Origin of the sequence: Amycolatopsis sp. NPDC089917, from assembly GCF_040684635.1 — a bacterium.
GTDB lineage: Bacteria > Actinomycetota > Actinomycetes > Mycobacteriales > Pseudonocardiaceae > Amycolatopsis.
This window is the reverse complement of the sequence record NZ_JBFBGL010000012.1, coordinates 14011-35980: the sequence shown is the minus strand read 5'-3', so window position 1 is coordinate 35980 and position 21970 is coordinate 14011. Positions and strand designations below refer to the sequence as shown.

General features: G+C 65.8%; 9 protein-coding genes. 3 read left to right on the top strand and 6 right to left on the bottom strand.

Translation table 11 applies throughout. The features are described 5' to 3' along the window. Positions 1-12 precede the first annotated feature (12 nt). The 6 genes from AB0N89_RS11535 to AB0N89_RS11510 form a co-directional block, all read right to left on the bottom strand. The gene (locus AB0N89_RS11535; RefSeq protein ID WP_364203318.1) at positions 13-1983 is read right to left on the bottom strand and encodes an amino acid adenylation domain-containing protein; all 1971 of its coding nucleotides are present in this window, start codon (positions 1981-1983) and stop codon (positions 13-15) included. Then, positions 1976-3187 carry a cytochrome P450 gene (locus AB0N89_RS11530; RefSeq protein ID WP_364203316.1) on the bottom strand — a complete coding sequence of 404 codons (1212 nt, stop codon included), beginning with the start codon at positions 3185-3187 and terminating at the stop codon, positions 1976-1978. The genes AB0N89_RS11535 and AB0N89_RS11530 overlap by 8 nt, the downstream gene beginning before the upstream one ends. Next, a complete protein-coding gene (locus AB0N89_RS11525; protein WP_364203313.1) occupies positions 3184-4332 on the bottom strand; it encodes an LLM class flavin-dependent oxidoreductase in 1149 nt (382 codons plus the stop codon). Before AB0N89_RS11525 ends, AB0N89_RS11530 begins: the two co-directional genes overlap by 4 nt. Positions 4333-4369: 37 nt before the next feature. Then, positions 4370-4633: a phosphopantetheine-binding protein gene (locus tag AB0N89_RS11520; RefSeq protein WP_093932165.1), complete on the bottom strand. Its 264-nt coding sequence runs from the start codon at positions 4631-4633 to the stop codon at positions 4370-4372. Positions 4634-4936: 303 nt separating this feature from the next. After that, on the bottom strand, positions 4937-5902 hold the full coding sequence (locus AB0N89_RS11515) for a ParB/RepB/Spo0J family partition protein (RefSeq protein ID WP_364203309.1): 966 nt from the start codon (positions 5900-5902) through the stop codon (positions 4937-4939). Between the two features lie 670 nt (positions 5903-6572). After that, positions 6573-8132 (bottom strand): alpha/beta hydrolase, encoded by a 1560-nt coding sequence (locus tag AB0N89_RS11510; protein WP_364203306.1) that lies wholly within the window; start codon positions 8130-8132, stop codon positions 6573-6575. Positions 8133-8599: 467 nt separating this feature from the next. On the opposite strand from AB0N89_RS11510, the gene AB0N89_RS11505 reads away from it, so the two are divergent. The 3 genes from AB0N89_RS11505 (at position 8600) to AB0N89_RS11495 (ending at position 21532) form a co-directional block, all read left to right on the top strand. After that, on the top strand, positions 8600-15274 hold the full coding sequence (locus AB0N89_RS11505; protein ID WP_364203592.1) for a LamG domain-containing protein: 6675 nt from the start codon (positions 8600-8602) through the stop codon (positions 15272-15274). Between the two features lie 139 nt (positions 15275-15413). Then, on the top strand, positions 15414-21164 hold the full coding sequence (locus tag AB0N89_RS11500; RefSeq protein ID WP_364203303.1) for an RHS repeat-associated core domain-containing protein: 5751 nt from the start codon (positions 15414-15416) through the stop codon (positions 21162-21164). Beyond that, positions 21161-21532 (top strand): hypothetical protein, encoded by a 372-nt coding sequence (locus tag AB0N89_RS11495; RefSeq protein ID WP_364203300.1) that lies wholly within the window; start codon positions 21161-21163, stop codon positions 21530-21532. Before AB0N89_RS11500 ends, AB0N89_RS11495 begins: the two co-directional genes overlap by 4 nt. The last annotated feature ends 438 nt before the right edge of the window (positions 21533-21970 follow it).

Genomic DNA, 21970 nt, shown 5'->3' with positions numbered 1-21970 from the left:
TCCGGCGTTCGCTCATCGGGCGATGGCCTCACGGTCCGTCGCGGCTTCGATCAGGGCCTTTTCGTCGGCTTTCCCGTTGCGGGTGAGCGGGATCGCTTCGACCACCACCCATCGGGCGGGGATCGCGTAGCTCGGGAGCTGCCGTGCCAGGAACGCCCGCAGGGAACGGGTTTCCGTGTCCTCGCCGGGGCGCACGACGATGGCCGCCACGAGCTGGGGGCTTTGGTCCGGTTGTCGGGCGACCACGATCACGGCGTCGCGGACACCGGGGTGACGGGCGAGGGCGGCGCCGATCTCCTCGGTCTCGATGCGATGGCCGTCGAGCTTGATCTGCTTGTCCACGCGGCCGAGGAAGAGCACGTCGCCGTTCGGATCGAGCCGCACCAGATCACCGGTGCGGTACAGGCGTTCGCCGACGTCCCGGGAGAAGTGACCGAACCGTTCGTCCGTCGCGGTCTCGTCGCCGAGATAGCCGTCCGCCAGCCCGGACCCGGCCGCGTACAGCTCGCCGATCGCGCCGGGCGGGACGAGCCGGGCGTTCCGGTCGAGCACGAAGACCCTGGTTCCCGCGATCGGCTTCCCGATGGGGAGCGGGCCGGTGATCTCCGTGCTGTCGCGGACGGTGTGCGTGGTCGTGAAGGTGGTGTTCTCGGTGGGCCCGTATCCGTTCGTGAGCACCAGCCCGGGGTACGACTCGAGCACTTGTGCCGCCGCGTCGTGCGGTACGACCTCGCCGCCGCTCAGGAGCCAGCGGAGCCCGGCGAGCGTCCGCGGCCGGGACTTGACGACCAGCCGGAACAGGCTGGCGGTCAGCCAGGCGACGGAGATCTTCCGCTCGGTGAAGAACTTTTCGAGCTTCCGGACCGACGGCAGCCGTCCGGGGAAAGCCTCCAGCGTTCCACCGTTGAGCAAGGTCACCCAGATCTCGTACGTCGACGCGTCGAACGCCAGCGGCGCCATCCGCAGGACGTGATCACCGGGACGCGTCCGGAGCTCCGCCGTCCGCGCGAGCCGTGTGACCGCGCGATGCGGGACGACGACACCCTTCGGTTCACCGGTGGATCCCGAGGTGAACGCGACGTACGCCGTCCTTCGTGGATCGTCGTGGCCGGGAGACGGCGGTTCGGCGTCCGTGTCGATTTCTTCACCAGGGAGCCAGGAATCGACACGGGTGAGCCCGCTCAGGGCGGGATGGCCTGCCGCGGCGGCGTCGACCACGGCGGCCGCGGGGGCCAGCTTGCCGATGATCCTCGCCAACCGGGCTTCGGGCGCGTCGTCGTCGAATCCCGCGTAGGCCGCGCCCGCCCGGACGATCCCGAGCAGTGCCACGATCTCGCCGACGGACCTCTTGGCCGCGACGAGCACGGTGTCACCAGGCCGCACCCCGGCACGCCGCAGCACCCCGGCGTACCGATCGGCGGCCCACGCGAGCTGCCCGTAGGTCAGCTCGGCGTCCGCGTCACGGACCGCGACCTCCCGCGGGCGGAGCCGAACCTGCTCCAGGAACAGGGTTTCGATGTCGGCGTCAGGGGTGTCTTCGCCTGCCAGCGCGTCGAGGATCCGGCGGCGTTCCGGCGCGATGCAGCGCACGTCTTCGAGGAGACCGTCGAGGGAGAGCAGCTCGTCCACCGCGGTGGCGACGTCGGCGACGAACCCGTGCGCGGCGTCCGGCACCTCGGTGACGAAGCGGATCTCCCCGGACCGCAGATCCTTGTGCAGGGAGGCGAGCACGAGATCCACCGGCCCGTCCTCGACGACGCCGATCGGATGGACCGACCCCAGGAAGTCGCCGACGAGCGCCCGGTCGTCGACCCGGACCAGGATCACCCTCCCCGCGACCGAGATCGCGGCCTCGTCCGCCGCCGTCCACCGGCACAGGGTGACGGCGAACGCGGCCAGCACCAGCTTCGCGCGGTTGTACTCGGAGGTCCCGCCCGCGAGCTCGGTCGTCAGGTCGTAGGGAACGGCGAACGTGTCAAGCATCGGCCTTGCGCTCCAGCCGGACGTGCAGGTGATCGGGCCGCCGGAAGATGTGGCCCCGTTCCCGCAGCCGCCAGAAACCCTGCCGGATGCCGTCGAGCGAACCACCGAGCCGGACGCCGCCGAACCGGTGCGACAACCGCTCGAACAGCGTGTCGAACTCCGCCAGCGCCAGCTGGATGCCCAGACAGGTGTGCGGGCCCGCGGAAAAGGCCAGCAGGCGCTGGTCCGGGCGATCCGGGCGCCAGCTGTCCGGATCCTCGAACGCGTTCTCGTCGCGGCTGGCGCTGCCCAGCGAAAGCAGCAGGGCGGACCGGCGCGGGATGTCCACCCCGTGGAGGTTCAGGTCGGTGGTCGCGTACCTGAGGATGGTGTGGCTCGGCGGTTCCCACCGCAGCGTCTCGCGGACGACCTGCGTGCGGTAGTCCTTGTCCGCCAGCGTCGACAGTTCGACGTCGTGCGCCAGCACGGCGTACATGATCTTGCCGATGGTGGCGACGCTCGTCTCGGTGCCTGCCAGCAGGAACAGCGTCGCCGTGCCCAGCATGGACTCGTCGAGCGTTTCGTCCGGCGGGAAGAGGAGATCGAGGAACGGCATTCGGCCGCCCTCACCGCGAGCGGCGAGCTTGTCCTTCAGGTAGGCGATCAGCTCCGCCTTCGCCGTGAGCGCCGAGTCCAGCGAGGTCGCCGGGAACTCGATCGCGCCCGCCAGCGGCAGGACCCGGGGACGCAGCCACGCCGCGTCCTCCGGCGGCAGGCCGAACAGCCGGGTGACCATCGCGTAGGGCACCCCGACGGCGACCCGCTCCATGAACTCGACGTCGACCTCGTCCCGGGACCCCATTTCGGCCTCGATCGAGTCGAGCACCTGGTCCACCGCGGGAACGAGGATCTCGGTGCGCAGCCGTTTCACCGACCCGCCCGCGAACAGCGGCATGAACAGCTTGCGCAGATCGCGGTGCCGCGGCCCGTCGGTGTCCAGCAGCGTGCGGCCGAACAGGCGGCGGCTGCTGCGCATCGGGAACCCGCTGCCGACCTGCCGGTCCGACAGCAGCTCCTGGACGTCCTCGAAGCGGGTGATCAGGAAGGCGTTGAAGGCCGCCGACCAGTGGACCGGGTCCGATCGCCGGAGCTCCTTGTAGATGTTCCAGGGGTCGGCGAGGAACTCGTCGGAGCTGAAGTCCAGGCTCACCTCGGTGGTGCTCATTTGTCGCCTCCGTTGCCGACCAGCTCGGTCCGGGACTTCAACTGACGGGCGGCTTCCTCCGACGTGAGCCGGATGGACTCCGCGGCGCCGGCGTATCCGCCGACGAGAGTGGGCACGATCTCGTGCGCGATCGTCGTCAGCTGGTCGAGGGTCGCCCGGTGCGAAACCCACCGGGGGACGAAGAAGTTCAGCGAGACCGGGTCGCCGACGCGATCCATCAGGTCGCGGATCCGCTCGGCACAGGTCGCGGCGTCGCCGACGATGAACCCGCCCGTGTCGACGAGGTTCTGCAAGGTCTTGCGGTGCGCGACGGGGGAGTCCGGGATCGGCATGCCCAGGGTGCTCCGGTACAAACCGCGGCGCAGCGCGGAGAATCCTTCGAGCAGCTCCTCGACGCCCGCCGCGGGGGAGTCGGCGACGTGGACGAAGACGTTGCACCGGATCCTCGTGCTCCCCGCGGACTTGTTCCGGTAGGACTCGACGCGTTCGATCAGCGCGCCGACCGGATCCGGGTCCATTCCGGGCCGGATCGAGCCCCACGGCGGGGCCACGTGGACGGTCGGGGTCGTCGCGGTGTCCGTCAGGAGTTCGATACCGGCAGGGCTCAGCGAAGACGCGACAACGGTCTCGATGGCACCGGGTCCCCTGAGCGGCTGAAGCTGGAGCACGGCCTTCTTCACGGTGAACCACGGAGTCGTGGTGTTGACCGTTTCGCCGTTGATGAGCGCCTGCACCGTTCCCAGCGCGGCCCGGAAATGATCGCGGACCGCCGCCGGATCCACCCCGATCATCTCCATGTCGTGCACGTAGGTGCCGGTTCCGACGCCCAGGATCGCCCGGCCCGCGCTGAGGTGATCGAGCAGCACGATCCTTTCCGCGACGTGCAAAGGATGGTGATAAGGCAGCGGGATGACGCCGGTGGCGAACCGGATGCGGCGGGTTTCCCGCGCCAGCGCCGCCATCAGCATTTCCGGGGAGCTGAGCGTGCTCCAGCCGCTGGAGTGGTGCTCGCCGAGCCAGATCTCGTCGAAACCCAGGTCGTCGGCGTGGCCGCACAGTTCGATGTCGCGGTGCAACGACGCGTGCGGGCTGACCGAAGGGTCGTGGAACGGGGGCAGGAAGAGGCCGAATGCCTTGGCGTTCATGATGATCCTTTGTCCGTGGGCGGATGGTCGTGCCTGCTCAGGCGGACGGCACCTGCTCCAGCAGGTAGTCGCAGAATTTGTCCACAGTGGTCAGATCCTCGTTCTCTTCGAGGTCGATGAACACGTCGAGCTTGGTTTCGATCTTCTCGATGAGCGCCAGGTATTCGATGGAGCTCATCCCCGTCTCGGGAAACTCGGTGTCCGCCTCGATGGTCTGGTTTTCCAGAACGCCGCCTGCGACTTCGGACAGGAGGGAGAAGATCTGCTGACGTAGTTCCGCCCGCGCGTCTACCGCGTTCATGTTTCCCCTTTGATCGAATCTGCGCCGGATGAGGGCATGCAGACGAGTCCGGAATGGTGTTTTGACCGCTTCGGGGTCGGCGAAAAGTGGATCAGCGGTTTCCGGTGATTCCTGCCGACGTGCCCCAGATGCCCGTGAGTGCGGGCGAGTTCGCACTATTCTGACCCGGGCCGCCTGCGCTTCGCAACACTCCGCGTCGCCGGTTTTCCGGATTCCTCGGTCGCGCGGAGCGCAAGGTGCGCGAACAAGAAGAAGGGGACTTTCCCTGTGGAAAGTCCCCTTCGTGTCAAGGTTTCGGTGAAGTCACCGTCTGCGTTTCTGCAGCAGTTTCACGAACTGCTGCCAGTCCTCCGCCCGTGCTTTGGCGAGTTCGGAGATCAGTTCCAGCCGGTGTTCCGGGATGTTCCTGGCGACTTGATCCCACTGGTCCCGGTCGTTCAGATGCCCGTCCAGCAGGCGGACCAGCGTTCGCCCGGACTCGGTGTAGCGGATGGTGGGGTCCGAGCGGAGCCGCTCCACCGCCGCCTGGTTGTCGGCGATCTGCGTGCTCGCGAGGTCGCCGGCCTCGGCCTGCCGTCCGCGAGGCCTGGTCGCGGTGCGAGCGGGAGCCGGCCCCTCGTCGTGACGGTGCCGATGACGGACGTCGTGCGCGGTCGCGAGGGAAACGCCCGCGCTGCGAGCGATCTCGCGGATCGAGGCGGTGGGATTGCTCGCGATCAGCTCGTGGGCTCGCCGTCTGCCCTGGGCCGGATCCAGCGCGCGGACGCGCCCGTCCCGGCCGACGTGGGCGTTCGACTGGGGAACTTCCCCAGTCGAACGGCGGACCTTGCCGACCGTCTTGTGGGACAGGCCCGTGACCGCCGCGATGGCGCGATCGGACCACTGGGGGCGGGCCTCGAGAATCCGGCGGGCGGCGGTCTTGCGATCGGCCAGGGAGAGCGGCAGCCCGTGCGTGACGTTCGACTTCACGGCGAGGATGAAGGCGGCCTGCTCGTCACCGTCGAAGAACCGCGCGTCGATCGCGGCGGCGTTCTTCAGCTTGGCCGCCTGGAGCCGGTGCAGCCCGTCGATCACCCGCATCGTGGGACGGTGCACCAGAATCGGCGGCAGTGGAGCGTCCGCTTCGGCGAGCACCCGGGCGTGGGCGAGATCCAGTCCCGCCGCCCTCGGGGAGTCTTCGGTGGACAGCCTGTCGAGCGGCACCTCGACGACGTCGCCCAGCGGTGGATCCGAGCCGGCCGTCACCCAGTCGCTTTCCCTCCTGGCCACGGGGATCTGTGTACGGTCCGCCTGTTTTTCCTTGTGCCAGTTCAACATCTTCTCGCCCCCAGAGCACTTGGATCATGTCAAACCTTTTCCACTATTCAAGGCAGTGTGTGAACTTGTCAAGGCTGGCGAGTCGCAATCGGGTGCTCCGTTCGCTGGGGTGTTCGACTGCCGACTGGCGAACTCGAATACGTCATCGACCGTGGTCACGGCGGTGTCCAAGAGCTCTTCTTGACGAGAGTGCGCCTTCCGGGCAGCCTGGGTCGAAGAGGCACCGCACGCCAGGGACCGCAGGCTGGAGGACGAATCGTGCATCCGAAAGACGTGACGGCCGACGGTCGTCCGGGCGGTCGTCGCCGATGACGGCGGATGAACACGGCAATGTCCGGTCGCGGTAAAGAGCGGTAAAAGATCATCGCGTGAAAACGGTGTGAAAGCGGGTCCTGAACCGGCGGTTATTCGACATCGGGCCGCGCAATTAACGCACCGGTCAGGGGCTCGCGGAAATCGCGAACCCACGGGTCCTGACGATCACCGCGGTCTTCATTGCCGGAATGGGCGAGCTGGTGAAACGGGCCGCGGAAGCGTGGAAGAAGAGCAGGTCAAGGCGCTGACACGGAAGGCTCCGGGCGAGGCCGGCCCGCCCCGGCGAGAACCGGGACGGGCCGGCTTTTCACGACCGCTGTGAAACGACGGCCGGGCGCGCGGCCGCCGCGGTTCCCGCCGTCGGCACCGGCAGGGGATGCGGCGCGATGTCGAGGTCGCCGTTCGGGAGCAGGCCGTCGACGAGGTATTCCTTGCCGATCCGCTGCGCCTCCCGGTTGACCATCGCCGGGTGACTGCCGAACACGCAGTGGGTTCCCGCGCCGCGTTCGGTCACGAGGACCGAACCGGTCAGCCGCTTGTGCATCGCGACCGTGTTCGCGTACGGCGTCGCGGAGTCTCCCTCGACCCCGAAGACCAGGACCGGCGGCAGGTTCTTCCCCGACGGCACGATCCGCTGGTCACGCACCGGCCAGTTGGCGCAGGCGGACGGGATCGACACGTTGTACCAGGCGAAATCGCTGGTCTTGGCCAGCTCGCCGAAGTCGCGTTCGATCTTCGTCCGGTCGGTCGGAGCGTCGGAATCGACGCACGCGATCGAGATCATTCCCGCGATGAAACTCTCGCCCGCCGCGCCACCCGAAGGAGTCGCCCAGTCCAGCACGGCACGGTCGTCGCCGCGCAGAACGTAGTCGGCCATTGCCTTCGCGAGAGGTTCCCAGTAGAGCTCGTGGGAGAGGTTGGCGATGTAGACGTCCAAGAGTTCCACCGCGCCGACGTTCTTCGACGGCCCGCGCGGCGCCTTCCGGAAGTCACCGAGCAGCTTCTGCCAGGCCGCGTTCACCTCCTCGTAGGTCTTGCCGAGGTGGAAAACGTCGTCGTACCGGGCGATCCAGCTCAAGTAGGCCTTTTCGCGGGCGACTCCCGCGGTGACCTGACCGGTGGAGTTCCCGTACCACATCCGCGGTTCCACCGGGTTCATCGAGCTGTCGAGGATCATCCGGTCGATCCGGTCCGGATACCGCTCGGCGTACGCGCTGCCGAGGTAGGTGCCGTAGGAATAGCCCAGGTAGCTGATCTTTTCCTCGCCGAGCAGCGTGCGCACGCGGTCCATGTCCTGGATCACGTTGCGGCTGCCGGTGTATTTCAGCTTGTCGCCGTTCTTTTCCGCGCACGACCGGGCAAAGGCCTTCCAGCGTTCCCAGCTCTTGTCCCGCTCTTCGGGCCGGTCCGGATCCGGCTGGAGCTGACGCCAGTAGTCCTCGCCGACGCAGCTGAGCGGCTGGCTGTGGCCGGTGCCGCGGGAGTCGAGACCGACGATGTCGTAGGCCTCGAGCACTTCCTTGGGCAGCCGGGTGTACCCGGTCGCGTCCGGAAGGGACAGCTTGCCCGGCAGCATCGCCGCGGAGCTCGCCGGGCCGCCGGGATTGACGAACAGCACGCCCCGTCGTTTCGCCGGGTCGGTGCTGGTGTGTTTCGAGACGAGCACGTCCATCCGCGCGCCGAACGGCCGCGCGTAGTCGAGCGGGACGGTGACCGTCGCGCATTTCAGTGCCGGATACGCCTGCGCGACGTCCGCCGGGCAAGCCCCGAAGTCGAGCTGCGAAACGGCATGCGCAGGTGTGCTGACGGCCGCCGCGGTGCCCAAGGTGAGCAGCGCGGACAGGCCGATGGTGAGGAATCTCCTCATTCGAACCCCCAGTTCGATCGGACCTGGGGGACTGTAGCGAGAACCCGACAGCACGTCCGGGCGTTTCGCGAAGATCGTCCGGGGACTGTCCGGCGCAGGACCTCAGGCGAGACCGGGGCCTCGATCGCCACCCGGGCTTACTGGCTCCGGGGGTCCGTCGGTGATCTGGGTTGGCACCGACCACCAGAACCCTTGCTCCGGTTGGCGGTCGATGATCAGTCGGAAAAGTTCCGACAGCGTGGGCAAAGCGGCGACTTGGCGCCCTGTCGGCCACATCACAGACATGCTGGTCTAAACCACGATCGTTCACTCTGGTGGAGTCTTTCTCCACTGGATAGTGATCGTGAAGAGTCATGATGACTTTGTGGGTCGCGTGGCGTCGGGGGACGCGCGTTGGCCGTCTTGGGGGGAACTTTCCGATGTTGCGTCCGTCAGGGGCGCGTGGCTTCAGGCTGCGCGTATTGCCCATGGTCTTCCTGGTGCTGGCCGGTGTCGTCGTGGTGACGGCCAGTTCGCCGAAGAGCTCGCTGCCCGCCGCGGTCGTTCCCGTGGCGGAGGCGCCGGATGCCGCCAGCGCGTTCGCCGCGGCGCGGTTGCAGGGCACCCCGGTCGGGGTGGCCGATCAGACCGCCGAGGCGAAGAAGGTGCTGGCGAACCCGGACGGGACGTTGACGGCGCAGCTGTCGCCGCTGCCTGTGCGGGTGCGGAAGGGCAATGGATGGGTTCCCGTCGATACGGCGTTGGCGTCCGTGCCGGACGGCACGGTGAGGCCGAAGGCCGCTGTCGCTGATGTGGCGTTTTCCGCCGGTGGGACCGACGGGCCGCTGGTGCGATTCTCGCGCGAGGGTAAGCGTCTCGCGTTGCGCTGGCCTGGAACGTTGCCGAAGCCTGAGCTCGACGGCAGTACGGCCAGGTACCGGGAGGTACTGCCGGGTGTCGACCTGGAAATGCAGGCCGAGGCCGAGGGCTACAACCAGCGTTTCGTGGTCAAGACGCCGGAGGCGGGTCGGAACCCCGCACTGGCCTCCATCAAGCTCGCCCTCGAGACAGAGGGCGTGGAGCTGTCGTCGGACGAGACCGGCCGGCTCCAGGCCGTCGGCGGCGATGGACAGAAGGTCTTCGTCGCTCCGGCTGCGACCATGTGGGACGCGAGGGGACGCGAGAGCACGAGCACGCCGGTCGGCGTCGCGGTCGACCGTTCCTCGATGACGTTGAAGCCGGACGCCGCGATGCTGGCGGACCCTGCCACGCGGTATCCCGTGGTGGTCGACCCGGACATGCGGTCCCCGGGGCAGAGCATGTGGGCGAAGGTCTTCCGCGGCTACCCCAACGACTCCTACGTCAACGGCACCGGTGACGGCGACGCCTGGGCGAAGGTCGGCCGATGTACCAGGAGCGAGTGCGGGAAGATCGATGTCGCGCGCACGTATTTCCAGTTCGAAACCGGTTTCCTGGCTGGGAAAGAGATCAAAGCGGTCAATTTCAACACGGCCGTGGTGTACGGCCCGAACTGTGATCCGAAGGAACATCAGCTCTTCATCGCGAGAGACAACATCTGGTGGGGAACGACCTGGAACAACGCTCCTGCCGGGGATCTTGTTTCCACGGAGTGGGCTCCCAGCAACTGGGATGCCTGCTCGGGGAACAAACCTTTCGGTTTCGGTGTCGGCCTCTACATCAACCCCAACGGCGCGTCGACCTATTTCCTGAAAGCGAAGTCGGAGACCGACGGTGACGCGTGGCGCCGGTACGACGTGCCGAGCACGATCCTGCAGATCAATTACAACACGAAGCCGAACCCGCCGTATGACATGAAGACCGACCCGCCGTTGCCCGCGCCGTGTCGCTGGTGTGGCGGTGTGCCGTATGTGGGCGATCCGTCCATCAGGTTGCTGAGCAGGTTGTCCGACCCGGACGGTAACGATCAGCTCCGCCCGGTCTGGGACATTTATGGTGGCGCTCCGGATCAGCGTGCTCCGGTGATCTTTCAGGCGTCGGGTGCTTATCACAGCACTGATGTCGATCTGACGAAGCGTGATGGGCAACGTGTCACGTGGACGGTGTGGGGGCACGATTCCGCTGATGGTGGGGATTGGCGGAGTGGGCCAGGTCCGTTCATCGTCGACCGGACGGGTATCAGTAACAAGCCGACGGTGACGGCGCCGCTCTACAAAGCGGACAACGCTTGGCATGGCGGTGTCGACGTGCCGGATGTGTTCGAATTCGATGCGAACGTCGCGGATGCCGATCACTACCTCTATGGCTGGACGGATCCGCCCACGACACCGGTCGATGCGGTCGCGCTCGGCGGCAAGGCCTATGTGAAGCTGACCCCGCCCGGCGACGGGCCGCGGGACCTGTTCGTGCAGAGCGTCGACCGCGCCGGGAACAAGAGCCCGGTGCAGGCACACCACTTCTACGTGCGGGCAGGCAATGGCCCACTGGCGCAGTGGTCGCTGGAGGGCAACACGAAGGACACCGCGACCCTCGGGTTCCGCGACGCGACGTTGCACGGTGGCCCGGTCTACGTGCCGGGCAGCACCGGGTCGGGTCTCAAGCTGGACGGTGTGGACGACTACGTGACGGCGCCGATTTCGGCGAGCACCTATCCCAGTTTCTCCTTCTCCGGCTGGGTCAACCTCGCGGAGAAGAAGCCGGGCTGGTCGACGCTGCTGAGCCAGAACGCGTCGACGACGGCGATGGTGAAACTCGGGCACACCGGCACCGGGACCGATCGCTGGGCGTTGGAACTCCGGCCCGGTAACGACCCGGGCACCGTTCCGACGACAGTGTCGTCGGTCAACCCGGCGCAGACGAACACGTGGACTCATCTCGCCGGTGTCTACGACTCGTGGGCGCAGCAGATCCGGCTGTATGTCAACGATGATCTCCAGGGCAGTGCGACGTGGAAGGCGCCGTGGCCGGCGATCGACGAGTTCGCGGTCGGTCGCGCGATCGTCAACAGTGTGGGGAAGGACTACCTGGCTGGCACTGTCGATGAGATCCGTACTTATGACCGGGTGCTGACCGATGCCGAGGTCAAGTCCGCGGTCACGCGGGACAACGTCACCGCGGGCTACTGGAATCTCGACGACGCGGACGGCACGACCGCGCGCAATGCCGCCTCTGGTGGCCAGATGGCGGTCCTGCAGCCCGGCGCGAGGTTCGCTCCTCAGGGCGCGGTCAACGGTTCGGCCACCTTCGACGGGGTCAAAGGCTTCGCGGCCACCTCGGGACCGGTGGTGCGCACTGACCAGAATTTCGCGATCACCGCGTGGGTGCGGCCGGACAAACTCGGCGACATGACCGCCGTCTCGCAGGACGGCGCGGCCGCGAGTGGTTTCTATCTCAAGCAGAACAACGGTTCCTGGGTCTTCGGCATGAACCCCGGTGACGCGACCGGTGGCACCGCTGCGGAGGTCAGATCCGGCGCCAACACCGTGCAGACCGTGCCGTGGACCCACTTGGCCGGTGTGTACAACGCGGCGGCCAAGACCTTGACGCTCGTGGTCAACGGGAAGCAGGTCGCGAGCGTTGCGGCGCCCGCGACGCCGTGGCACGCCGCCGGCCAGTTCGCCATCGGGCGGGGGAAGTACGGGACGCCGCTCGGTTTCTGGTCCGGTGGGATCGATGAGGTGCGCGCTTACAGCCGCACGCTCGACCTCGCGGAGATCCAGGGCATCGTGGCCCAGAACAATGTCACGGCCGCCACCTGGAAGCTCGACGGCGACGCACAAGACACGTCGGGCGCGGAGATTCCGAGCCACGGCACCGCGAAGAACGGTGCCCAGTGGGTCGCCGGGCAGACCAGCTATCCGGATCCGACCGATCTCGCGGTGAACCTGGACGGCATCGACGACTACGTCAGTGCGAAGGCGCCGGTCGACAGCAGCATGAGTTTCTCGGTCGCCGCCTGGGTCAAGATGACCAACAAAACCCCCGGCTGGGGTGCCGTGGTCAGCCAGAGCGGGCAGAACGTGTCCGCGTTCAACCTCGGCTACACCGGCACGAGCGACGACCGGTGGGCGTTCGCGATGCACGGTCCCGACAGCACCGCTCCGACCGCGGTCGTCCGCGCGCGTTCGGCGCAGCCGGTCCAAACCGGTGTCTGGACACATCTCGTCGCCAGCTACGACAGCAGCTCAGGAGAGATGCAGCTGTATGTGAACGGCACGCTGTCCGGGACCGCCACGTTCACCACGCGCTGGAACGCGACCGCCGAGTTCGACATCGGCCGCGGCAAGTGGAACGGCACGTGGCTGGACGCCTTCGGCGGCACGGTCGACGACGTCAAGGTCTACAGCCGCACCTTGTTCACCGACGAGATCCGGACCATGTCCGGGCAGGACCTCACCCTGGTGCACAACTGGCAGCTCGACGAATCCAGTGGCAGCAAGGTCGCGGACTCCACCGGTGCCCGCACCGGAACACTCGAGCCCGGCGCGCAGTTCGCGCCCGGCCGGGTCGGGAACGCAGTCCAGTTCGACGGCAAGACCGGCGCCATCGGCACTACCGGTGTCGACCTGCGCACCGACGAGAGTTTCAGTGCGTCGGCGTGGGTCTACATGGACCGCAAGTCCGACATCGTCTCCAAGCTCACTGCTCTGAGCATCGACGGCGAGCGGACCAGCAAGTTCCGGCTCGGGCACGTTGCCGACGAGATGAACGCGACCTGCTTCGACGGAGTCTTCGACAACCCGAACGCCTGCGGTAAATGGGTGTTCGAGATGGCGGAGACCGACACGGACACCACGATCGCGAGAGCGGCGGTGTCGGCGTTCCCCGCCGAGATCAACTCCTGGGTCCACCTGGCAGGCACCTACGACCGCCAGACCAAGAAGATCTGGCTTTATGTCAACGGAAAGCGCGTCGGCGACGGGACTCTGAACGGACGCTGGCAGGCGTCCGGAGCCGCTCAGATCGGACGCGGCCTGACCGCGGACAAGCCGAGCCAGTTCTGGACCGGCAAGGTCGACGATGCCCGTCTCTACACGACCGCTCTGGACAAGGATCGGGTGTCGGGCCTTTACAAGTCCTATCCCGCCGCTGACGGTGGCACCGCCACGCTGCCGGTCGCGGATGCGGGGCACTGGCGGTTCGATGAGAACGCCGGGCAGATGGCTCTGGACGCGAGCAGTCGTGGCTTGAACGTGGCTTTGATGAACGGTGCCGGGTGGGGCGCCGGGATCAACACGCCGGGGCTGCGTTTGGACGGGACCACCGGCTACGCGCAGACCACTGGCGCGGTCGTGGACACGACGAAGAGCTTCTCGGTCGCGGCGTGGGCGCAGCTGACGAAGACCGACAACGGCTTCTACAGCGTCTTCGGCCAGGACGGCAACCGGGTCAGCGCCTTCCACGTGCACTACGACGGACCCACCAAGAAATGGAGGGTCGCCCTCCCCAGCGCGGATCAGGACAACCCGCCGGTGTCGGCATTGTTATCGGCACAGCCCGCTGTTCTCAACGCCTGGACTCACCTCGGTCTGGTCTACGACGCCCAGTTCCGGCAGCTCAAGCTCTACGTCAACGGTGTCCAGTCCGCCGTCCAGGTCGGAGTCACCTCGATTCCCTCGGCGGGGCCATTCGCGATCGGCCGTGCCCGCTGGAACGGCGCCAACACCAATTTCTTCCCCCAGGGAATCGACGACATGCGCGTCTTTTCCCGAGCGCTCACCGATGCCGAAGTGCGCAAGGTGCACGATGACGTCCCCCGTGGTGACGGTGGTGCCTGGCGGTTCGACAACGGCACCGGTAAGGACTACAGCTGGCGGGGCAACACCGTCGTCCCGACCGGCGGCACGTCCTTCGCACCGGGTGTGAGCGGTACCGCGCTCAAGCTGAACGGCACAGACGGGCAGGCCACCGCGCAGGAGCGGGGATTGGCCATGCAGGACAGTTTCACCGTGTTCGCGTGGGCAAACCTCGCCCGAACGGATCAGGTCGCGACCGTGCTGTCACAGGACGGGGCGCAGATGAGCGGCTTCACCCTCCAGTACCGGCCGGAAGCCCGGCGGTGGACGTTCGGCGCGGCCGCGCAGGACGTCGACGCGTCACCGCTGTCCTACGTCAGTTCGTTCGACCCGGCGGTCGTGAACCGGTGGACACACCTCACCGGCGTCTACGACCAGGCGGCTCACCAGCTGCGTCTCTATGTCGACGGGCAATTCGCCGGCAAGAAGGACGGTGTCGTTCTCTGGCAGGCGAACGGGTCCTTCGCCATCGGCCGAGGTAAGACCAACGGCAAGGCCGCGGACTTCTTCCCCGGCATGATCGACGAGGTCTACGCCCACTACGGCATGGCCTCCGAAACAGCGATCAGAACCTACGGTGGCTTCCCCGCACCCGATGGCGGACAGCTGGGCAGCTACGTCGACGAGGCGGGGCGGAAGCGAACGGCGAGCACCAGCGTCGCGCCCGCGGCCGGTTACCGGTTCGAGGAAAGCCTGGGAATGCTCGTCGACAGCGCGCAGCCGAACACCCGTGTGCTGTACTCCTGCCAATCCGGCACGGACTTCTTCACCTCGACCGATGCCGCCTGTGAAGGAAAGACCAAGATCGGCGAGATCGGCTCCGTCTACACCCAGCAGCCGACCAACATCCCCACGATCCCGGTCTATCGGTGCAACTCGGCGGCAGGGCACTTCGACAGCCGCCGAGCCGACTGCGGGGGAGCGACCCAGGAATCCCTCCTCGGGTACACCCTCGCCTACGCACCGCTCGTGCGGTACTACAACAACGCCGCGTACGACCACCTCAGCACGACGCAAGCCGCCCGCCCTGGGTACTACTCCGAGTTCCGGCACGGGTACTTGTCCCTGCTCCCGGCCACGGGGACTCAGCCGCTGACCGCGTGCATGAACGATGCCGATCAGTTCGTGTCACTCGACACGGCCTGTGAAGGCAAGAGCCCCGTCGGGCCGCTCGGACAGCTGTGGACACAGCGGCCGGAAGGTCCGGACGTCCAGGTTCTCTACCGCTGTGGCAGCGCGACTGTCGAGTCGATGGCCAACGACAACGACAACTGCGGTGCCATGGGCAACGATCGCTTGCTCGGCTACGTCATCACCAAGCTTCCCCAGGTCGAGCCCGTCTTCGCCGCATCGAGCAGTGGAGTGACGGCAGGGACCGGCGGCGGATAGATCCCACCGGTAATCCGCGACCCGATCGACCACAGCCATTTGAGGCGCTCCCGGATCACGGGCAGAGCCTCACCTTGTCCAGCCTGGAGAACTGATGCGACCGAAACCGGCTACCCGCCGTAGTTCGAGAACTCTCACCGTGGCGTTGATCTGCTCGCTGGTCGTGACCGGCGTCAGCACCTCGCAAGTCGCGAACGCGGCGAACGGCTGGAGCGTCGACTCACCGAACGTCAACTCGACTCCGGTGACGAAGCAGACCATGCAGGGGCGAGACCTCGATGAAGCGAGCCTGGCCGCGCTCACCGGACCCCAGCCGACGGGTTCCACCACGCCTGACGGTAGCGGCAACAGCGGCGCCACGTCCCTGTCGCCGACAGCGACGTGGGATGTGTCCAAGCAGACCGGTGACTTCACCTGGTCGTACCCGCTGCGCGTTCCGCCCGCGCCAGGGGATCTGCAGCCCAACCTGGCGTTGTCCTACAACTCGTCGACCGTCGACGGGCGCACGAGTGCCACCAACAACCAGGCGTCGTGGGTCGGTGACGGCTGGGACCTGCACCCCGGCTTCGTCGAACGCACCTACGGCAGTTGCCAGGACGACAAGGAGGGCGGAACCACTCCGCCCAAGGTCGGTGACCTCTGCTGGAAGAGCGACAACGCCACCGCCGTCTACAACGGATCCGGCGGCATGCTGATCCATGACACCGACAAGAAGGTGTGGCGGCAGAAGAGCGACAACGGTTCTCGCATCGAGCACCTCACCGGTGCCGCGAACGGCGCTCGTGACGGTGAGTACTGGAAGATCACCACGGTCGACGGCACCCAGTACTTCTTCGGGTCCGCGCCGGCTTCGAAGTCGACCTGGACCGTGCCCGTCTATGGCGACGACGTGGGCGAACCCTGTCACGCGGCGGACAACAAGTTCGACAACTCCGCCTGCACCCAGGCCTACCGCTGGAACCTGGACAAGGTCGTCGACCGGCACGGCAACCTCATCCTCTACAGCTACGACATCGAGACCAACAACTATGGGCAGAACGTCAAAGACACCGCGGTCTCCTATGTCCGCGGCGGCACGCTGAAAGAGATCCAATACGGCCTACGTGAGGGTGATCCCGCTCCCGCGACGGGGAAGGTGACCTTCACGACCGCGGATCGGTGCGTTCCCGGCAGCGTGTGCACCCTCGACAAGACCGAGAACTTCCCCGATGTCGCCCTGGCCGATCGTTGTGATGGGCCCACCTGCAAGGATCACTACAGCCCCACGTTCTGGTCGACCAAACGGCTGGCGAAGATCACCACCCAGGTCCGCGCAGGCACCGGCTACACCGACGTCGACAGCTGGACCCTCGAGCAGTCGTTCCCCAACCCGGACGACGGCAACAAAGCCGCTCTCTGGCTCAAGTCCATCACGCACGCCGGTCACGTCGGTACGTCCATCACGCTGCCGAAGGTCACGTTCGAAGGCAAGAAGCTGCCGAACCGCGTCGTGAAGGATGACGGCGTCGGTTATCTCAACCGCTATCGGCTCTCCGCCATCGTCTCCGAAGCCGGCGGCGTCACCACGATCAACTACGCACCCGCCGACTGCAGCGCCACCTCATTGCCGGACAAGCCGGAAACCAACAGCAAGCGTTGTTTCCCCGTGACGTGGACCAAGCGGGATTTCGCCGAACGCACCGACTATTTCCACAAATACGTCGTTGGATCCGTCGTCCAGTCCGACTGGATGAGCACCAGTTCCGAGCAGGTCACCAACTACGAGTACCCGGAGGGCGCGGCGTGGCACTACACCACTTCCGAGTTCGCGCCTGAGAAGGACAAGACCTGGAACGAGTTCCGCGGCTTCGGCAAGGTCATCGTCCGCACCGGTAAAGCCGACAATCCCAGCGGGCCGAACAGTTACAGTGAAACCCGCTATTTCCGCGGCATGCACGGGGACAAGCTCCCCAACAACGGCACACGGCCCGTCAGCATCCCGGACAGCGAAGGCGGATCCCACGTCGACGAGGACTGGCTTCAGGGACTGGAGCTGGAAAGCCTCACCAAGAACGGCGAAGCCGGCGCTGTCGTCGGCAAGTCGATCACCGAACCCATCTGGCAAGGGCCGACCGCGACCCGCGGCGTGTACAAGGCGTACATCGTCCGAGCCGGAACGCAGCGCTCCTTCACCGCGCTGGCGGCGGGTGGCTGGCGGACCACCAAAACCACGACGGACTACGACCCCAACGGCCTGCCGACCAAGGTCACCGACCACGGCGACATCAACGTCACCGGGGACGAGCGCTGCACGAACACGACCTACACCCAGAACACCGACCGGTGGCTGCTGAACTTCCCGTCCCGGGTCGAGACCCTCTCCACGGTGTGCGGGTTCCTGCCGGTCTACCCCCGCGACACCATCTCCGACGTCCGGTCGTCCTACGACACGCTCGCACCCGGCGTCCCGCCCACGGTAGGCGACGTCACGCTGGCCGAAGAGGTCGACGGGTACAACGGCTTCACCCCGGTCTACCGTCCCGTCGCGAAGACCAAACGCGACGTCCACGGACGCGCGGTCGAAATCACCGACGCCGACGGCAACACCGCCACCTCGACCTACACCCCTGCTACCAGCGGTCCGGTGACCCAGCTCGTCACCGCCAACGCTCTGGGGCATAAGACGACCACGGTCTACGAACCGGCGTGGGGATCGGCGCGGACGATCACCGACCCGAACAGCCGGGTCATGGAAATCGCCTACGACGCGCTCGGTCGCAAAGCCGAAGTCTGGCAGCCCAACCGGCCTCGCGCGGACCATCCCACCGAACCAAGCGCACGCTTCACCTACGACGTCCGCAACGACGCGCCCAGCTCGATCACGTCGATGCGGTTCGGCCCCAACAGCAGCTACGTCACCTCGACCACCATCCTCGACGGTCTCTACCGGACCCGCCAAGTCCAGGCGCCCGCGCCTGGCGGGGGCAGGCTGCTGGTCGACACGCGCTACGACTCGCAGGGCCGTGCCTACAAGACAACACAGCCCTACTACAACGACAAACCGGTGGATACCTCCCTGTGGGTGGCCAGCGACACCGAGGTGCCGGGTCTGACCGTCACCGACTTCGACGGCGCCGGCCGCGCGGTCGCCTCCACCTACCGGGGCGGGACCACGGAATGGCGTACCAGCACCACCTATGGCGGTGACTCGGTCAGCGTCACACCGCCGGACGGTGCCAGCGCGACCACCACGATCACCGACGCCCGCGGCCGTACCCGTGCTCTCCGGCAGTACCACGGTGCCCAGCCGACCGGTGACTACGACGAAACCAAGTACGACTACACCAACTCCGACAAACTCGCCGCACTCACCGACTCGAGCGGCAACCGCTGGTCCTACACCTACGACATCCACGGCTCCCTGATCCGCACCGACGATCCCGACCGGGGCGCCGCCACCTATCAGTACAACAAGCTGAACCAGCAGATTTCGAGCACCGACGGGCGCAACACCACCCTCGCGTTCCGCTACGACAAACTCGGCCGCAAGACAGGCGTCTTCAAAGACAGCCTCGACGGGACCAAGCTCAGCGAGTGGGCCTACGACACCGCGCCCAAGGGAATCGGGCAGCTCGCGTCGTCCACGCGATGGGTCGACGGCAACGCCTACATCAACAAGGTCAATGTCTACGGACCGCTATACCAGCCTTTGGTGCAGTCGATCATCATTCCGCCGAGCGAGGGGCCGAAGCTGGCCGGCACTTACCAGACCTCGCTGTCGTACAAGGAGGACGGGAGCCTCGGTGCGGTCGGCTACCCAAAGGCCGGTGACCTCTCGCCCGAGACCGTTGCCTACACCCAGGACGAACTGAACAACGTCCTCACCGCCGATGGCGGCGTGGACGACGACTTCCAGACCTACGTATCCGAAACCGAATACACCCGCTACGGCGAACCGCAACGCCTTCATCTCGGCGGCTCGAGCAGCACCAGCACCAACGGCAAACGCGCCTGGCTGTCCTTCTACTACGACACCAACACCCGCAGGCTCGACCGCACCATCGTCGACGCCGAAGTGCCGCAGCCGATGCAAACCGATACCCGCTACAGCTACAACCCCGCGGGCAACATCACCTCGATCTCCAACGCCCCGATCGGGCAACCGGCGGACAAACAGTGCTTCGGCTACGACTATCTCCAACGCCTCACCGAAGCCTGGACACCCGCCAACACCGACTGCGGCGCTCCTCCCGCGGTCAACGCCCTCGGTGGTCCTGCTCCGTACTGGCAGTCCTACGCCTACGACAAGCCCGGAAACCGCACCGGCGACACTCAGCACGTCGCCGGTGGTGACATCACCCGCAAGTACAGCTACGCCGCGCCTGGCACACCGAAGCCGCACTTGCTGAACTCGGTCACCTCCGAGGGGCCGGCGGGTAGCAAGACAGCCCAGTACACCTACGACGAACTCGGCAACACCAAGACCCGCCCCGGTACCTCGGGGCAGCAGAACCTCGACTGGAACGTCGAGAACAGCCTTGAGAAGGTCACCGACGGCACCGCCGACACGACCTTCCTTTACGACGCAGACGGCAGCCGCCTCATCCGCCGCGACCCCACCGGCACGACCCTGTACCTCGGGGCGCAGGAGGTCCGCCTCGACAAAGCAAGCGGCAACGCGACGACCACCCGGTATTACACCCACGGTGGCCTGACCATCGCGATGCGCAAGAGCGGTGCCCTGACCTGGCTCGCCGGTGACCACCAAGGCACCGCGCAGGTCGCGATCAACGCCAGCGACCTCACGGTCAAACAACGCCGTCAAACCCCGTTCGGCGCCCAGCGCGGCCCGAACGCCGACATGCCGGGCGAACGCGGCTTCGTCGGCGGCACGATCGATGCCTCGACCGGTCTGACCGCTCTCGGTGCCCGCAGCTACGACGCGGACCTCGGCCGGTTCATCTCCCTCGACCCGCTCATGGATCCGAGCAGCCCGCAGCAGATCAACGGCTACAGCTACGCTAACAACAACCCGATCACACTGAGTGACCCCTCCGGCCTCGCACCGGAGGACTCGCCCGGCTACTGCGTCGGATGGCGCGGCGACTGCGGAATCGACCCCGGAGCCAAACTCCCAGACGGCTCCTACGGCGCAGATGTTCATGGGCACTACAGCGACGAACAATTAAAGCAAAAGGGCGTCAAGCGAGGGCAAGCTGCATCCAAGCGTAAAGAATGGATCAAGAAGAACTCGCCGAGTACCCGCAAGCGTGGAAACCTCTACGCGGAATTCGACAAAGTGCTCAACATGAGCACGGTTGAATACTGGAACTTTCCGATGCCATCGAATGTGGACCCTGATACGAATATTTGTTTCGGTAAGCTTGCTTGCGAAAAAGCGAGGAATTATCTGCTTGCGCCAGAGACTGAAAATGACGTAGAGGGTGCGAAAATAATCGCGGCAACTTACTGTGTCGACAACTTTGACGAGTGTAGTAGCGCGGAAGGGATTGCGGAGACAATTCATAGTATTCTCGGTGCTGCTATGGCAATTGTGGGTGCCGGTTTAACTGCGGGTGGGCGCGGTTTGGCAGGTCGATCGAAGCCTGGCGCGGGACCGACGAATGGAGAATCACTGCGTAACCTGGGTGTGGAGGACCTCACTCCTGGGCAGGCATCGAACCTCCTTCGCTATCAGAAGAAACTGCCCAATGCGGCTGAAGAAACCGCCATCACTGGGCTGCCAGGAGGATCGGTCAAATTCCAGACTCGTGTGCCGGGAAGAGTGCCAAATTCTTATGCCATGTACGAGAAAACTGTGAGCTTTGATGGTAAGACGACCGGCTATCTCAAGACGACGGTGCTGCCGGACGGATCGGTGGCTCACGTGAAAGATAAGATGGGTCCATGATGCATGAGTCACAGGATTATGGGCGAGAAGAAGCCCTGCGCGACTTGGTCGAACTCCGTGTTCCTCTGCGGCAGGCGGTCGATCGCCTGGTGTCGTTTGGCTGGGATAGTGATGGCGAGCTGGTCACATTCGAGGTCAAGGATGCTCTGAATGTCGTGCAGGCCTTCCTGTCAGGAGGACTGGATGTCGCGAGTGTTCAACTATGGGCTGACACGCTTGAGGGGCGCGACGACTTGGGTTTTCAGCTTGAAAATAGAGATGCACTCAAAGACTTCTTGTTCCAGTTTTCGTCGCCGGAGATATGTGAGCCTATCTCGGACGAGATGATGTCGAGGTGGCGAGATAAATTAAGAAATCTTGATCGTTGATTTTGCTCTGGTGGATGGTTGCAAGTTTTGCATCCCTCGATTTCTCTCCTTGGGTGGCCTGCTGAGATTTTTGTGAAATCGAGGGTGCCTGGGTATTTGGGATCATTCAGCGGCGATCTTGTTCTAAGCATGCGAATGGATCAATTTTTTTGCGGCGGCTGTGCCGCATGTGGTCGAGTGGTTTGTCGAATGTGCTTGCGAGGCTGGCCAGTTCGGTGTTGGGTATCGCGTAGCGGCGTCCATGCTCGGGTGCCCTGGCTGCGGTGGCCGGGGTTTCAGGTGTGCTTCGGGCGGAGGGGCACCGTCCGTGGTGGGTTTCGGCCAATCCAACCAGTGCACGGCATGGTGGTAGGTATCGCTAGGCAAGTAGTGGCTCTTGCGGCCCGTGGAGGGGCGAGTGGTCGGCAGCGATGCCTTTCCGTGGACGCCGGGAGTGAT

Bases quoted from the DNA above. Each gene is read 5' to 3' on its own strand.
- AB0N89_RS11535 (WP_364203318.1), bottom strand. From the start codon at position 1,983: ATGCTTGACACGTTCGCCGTTCCCTACGACCTGACGACCGAGCTCGCG.
- AB0N89_RS11530 (WP_364203316.1), bottom strand. From the start codon at position 3,187: ATGAGCACCACCGAGGTGAGCCTGGACTTCAGCTCCGACGAGTTCCTC.
- AB0N89_RS11525 (WP_364203313.1), bottom strand. From the start codon at position 4,332: ATGAACGCCAAGGCATTCGGCCTCTTCCTGCCCCCGTTCCACGACCCT.
- AB0N89_RS11520 (WP_093932165.1), bottom strand. From the start codon at position 4,633: ATGAACGCGGTAGACGCGCGGGCGGAACTACGTCAGCAGATCTTCTCC.
- AB0N89_RS11510 (WP_364203306.1), bottom strand. From the start codon at position 8,132: ATGAGGAGATTCCTCACCATCGGCCTGTCCGCGCTGCTCACCTTGGGC.
- AB0N89_RS11505 (WP_364203592.1), top strand. From the start codon at position 8,600: ATGGTCTTCCTGGTGCTGGCCGGTGTCGTCGTGGTGACGGCCAGTTCG.
- AB0N89_RS11495 (WP_364203300.1), top strand. From the start codon at position 21,161: ATGATGCATGAGTCACAGGATTATGGGCGAGAAGAAGCCCTGCGCGAC.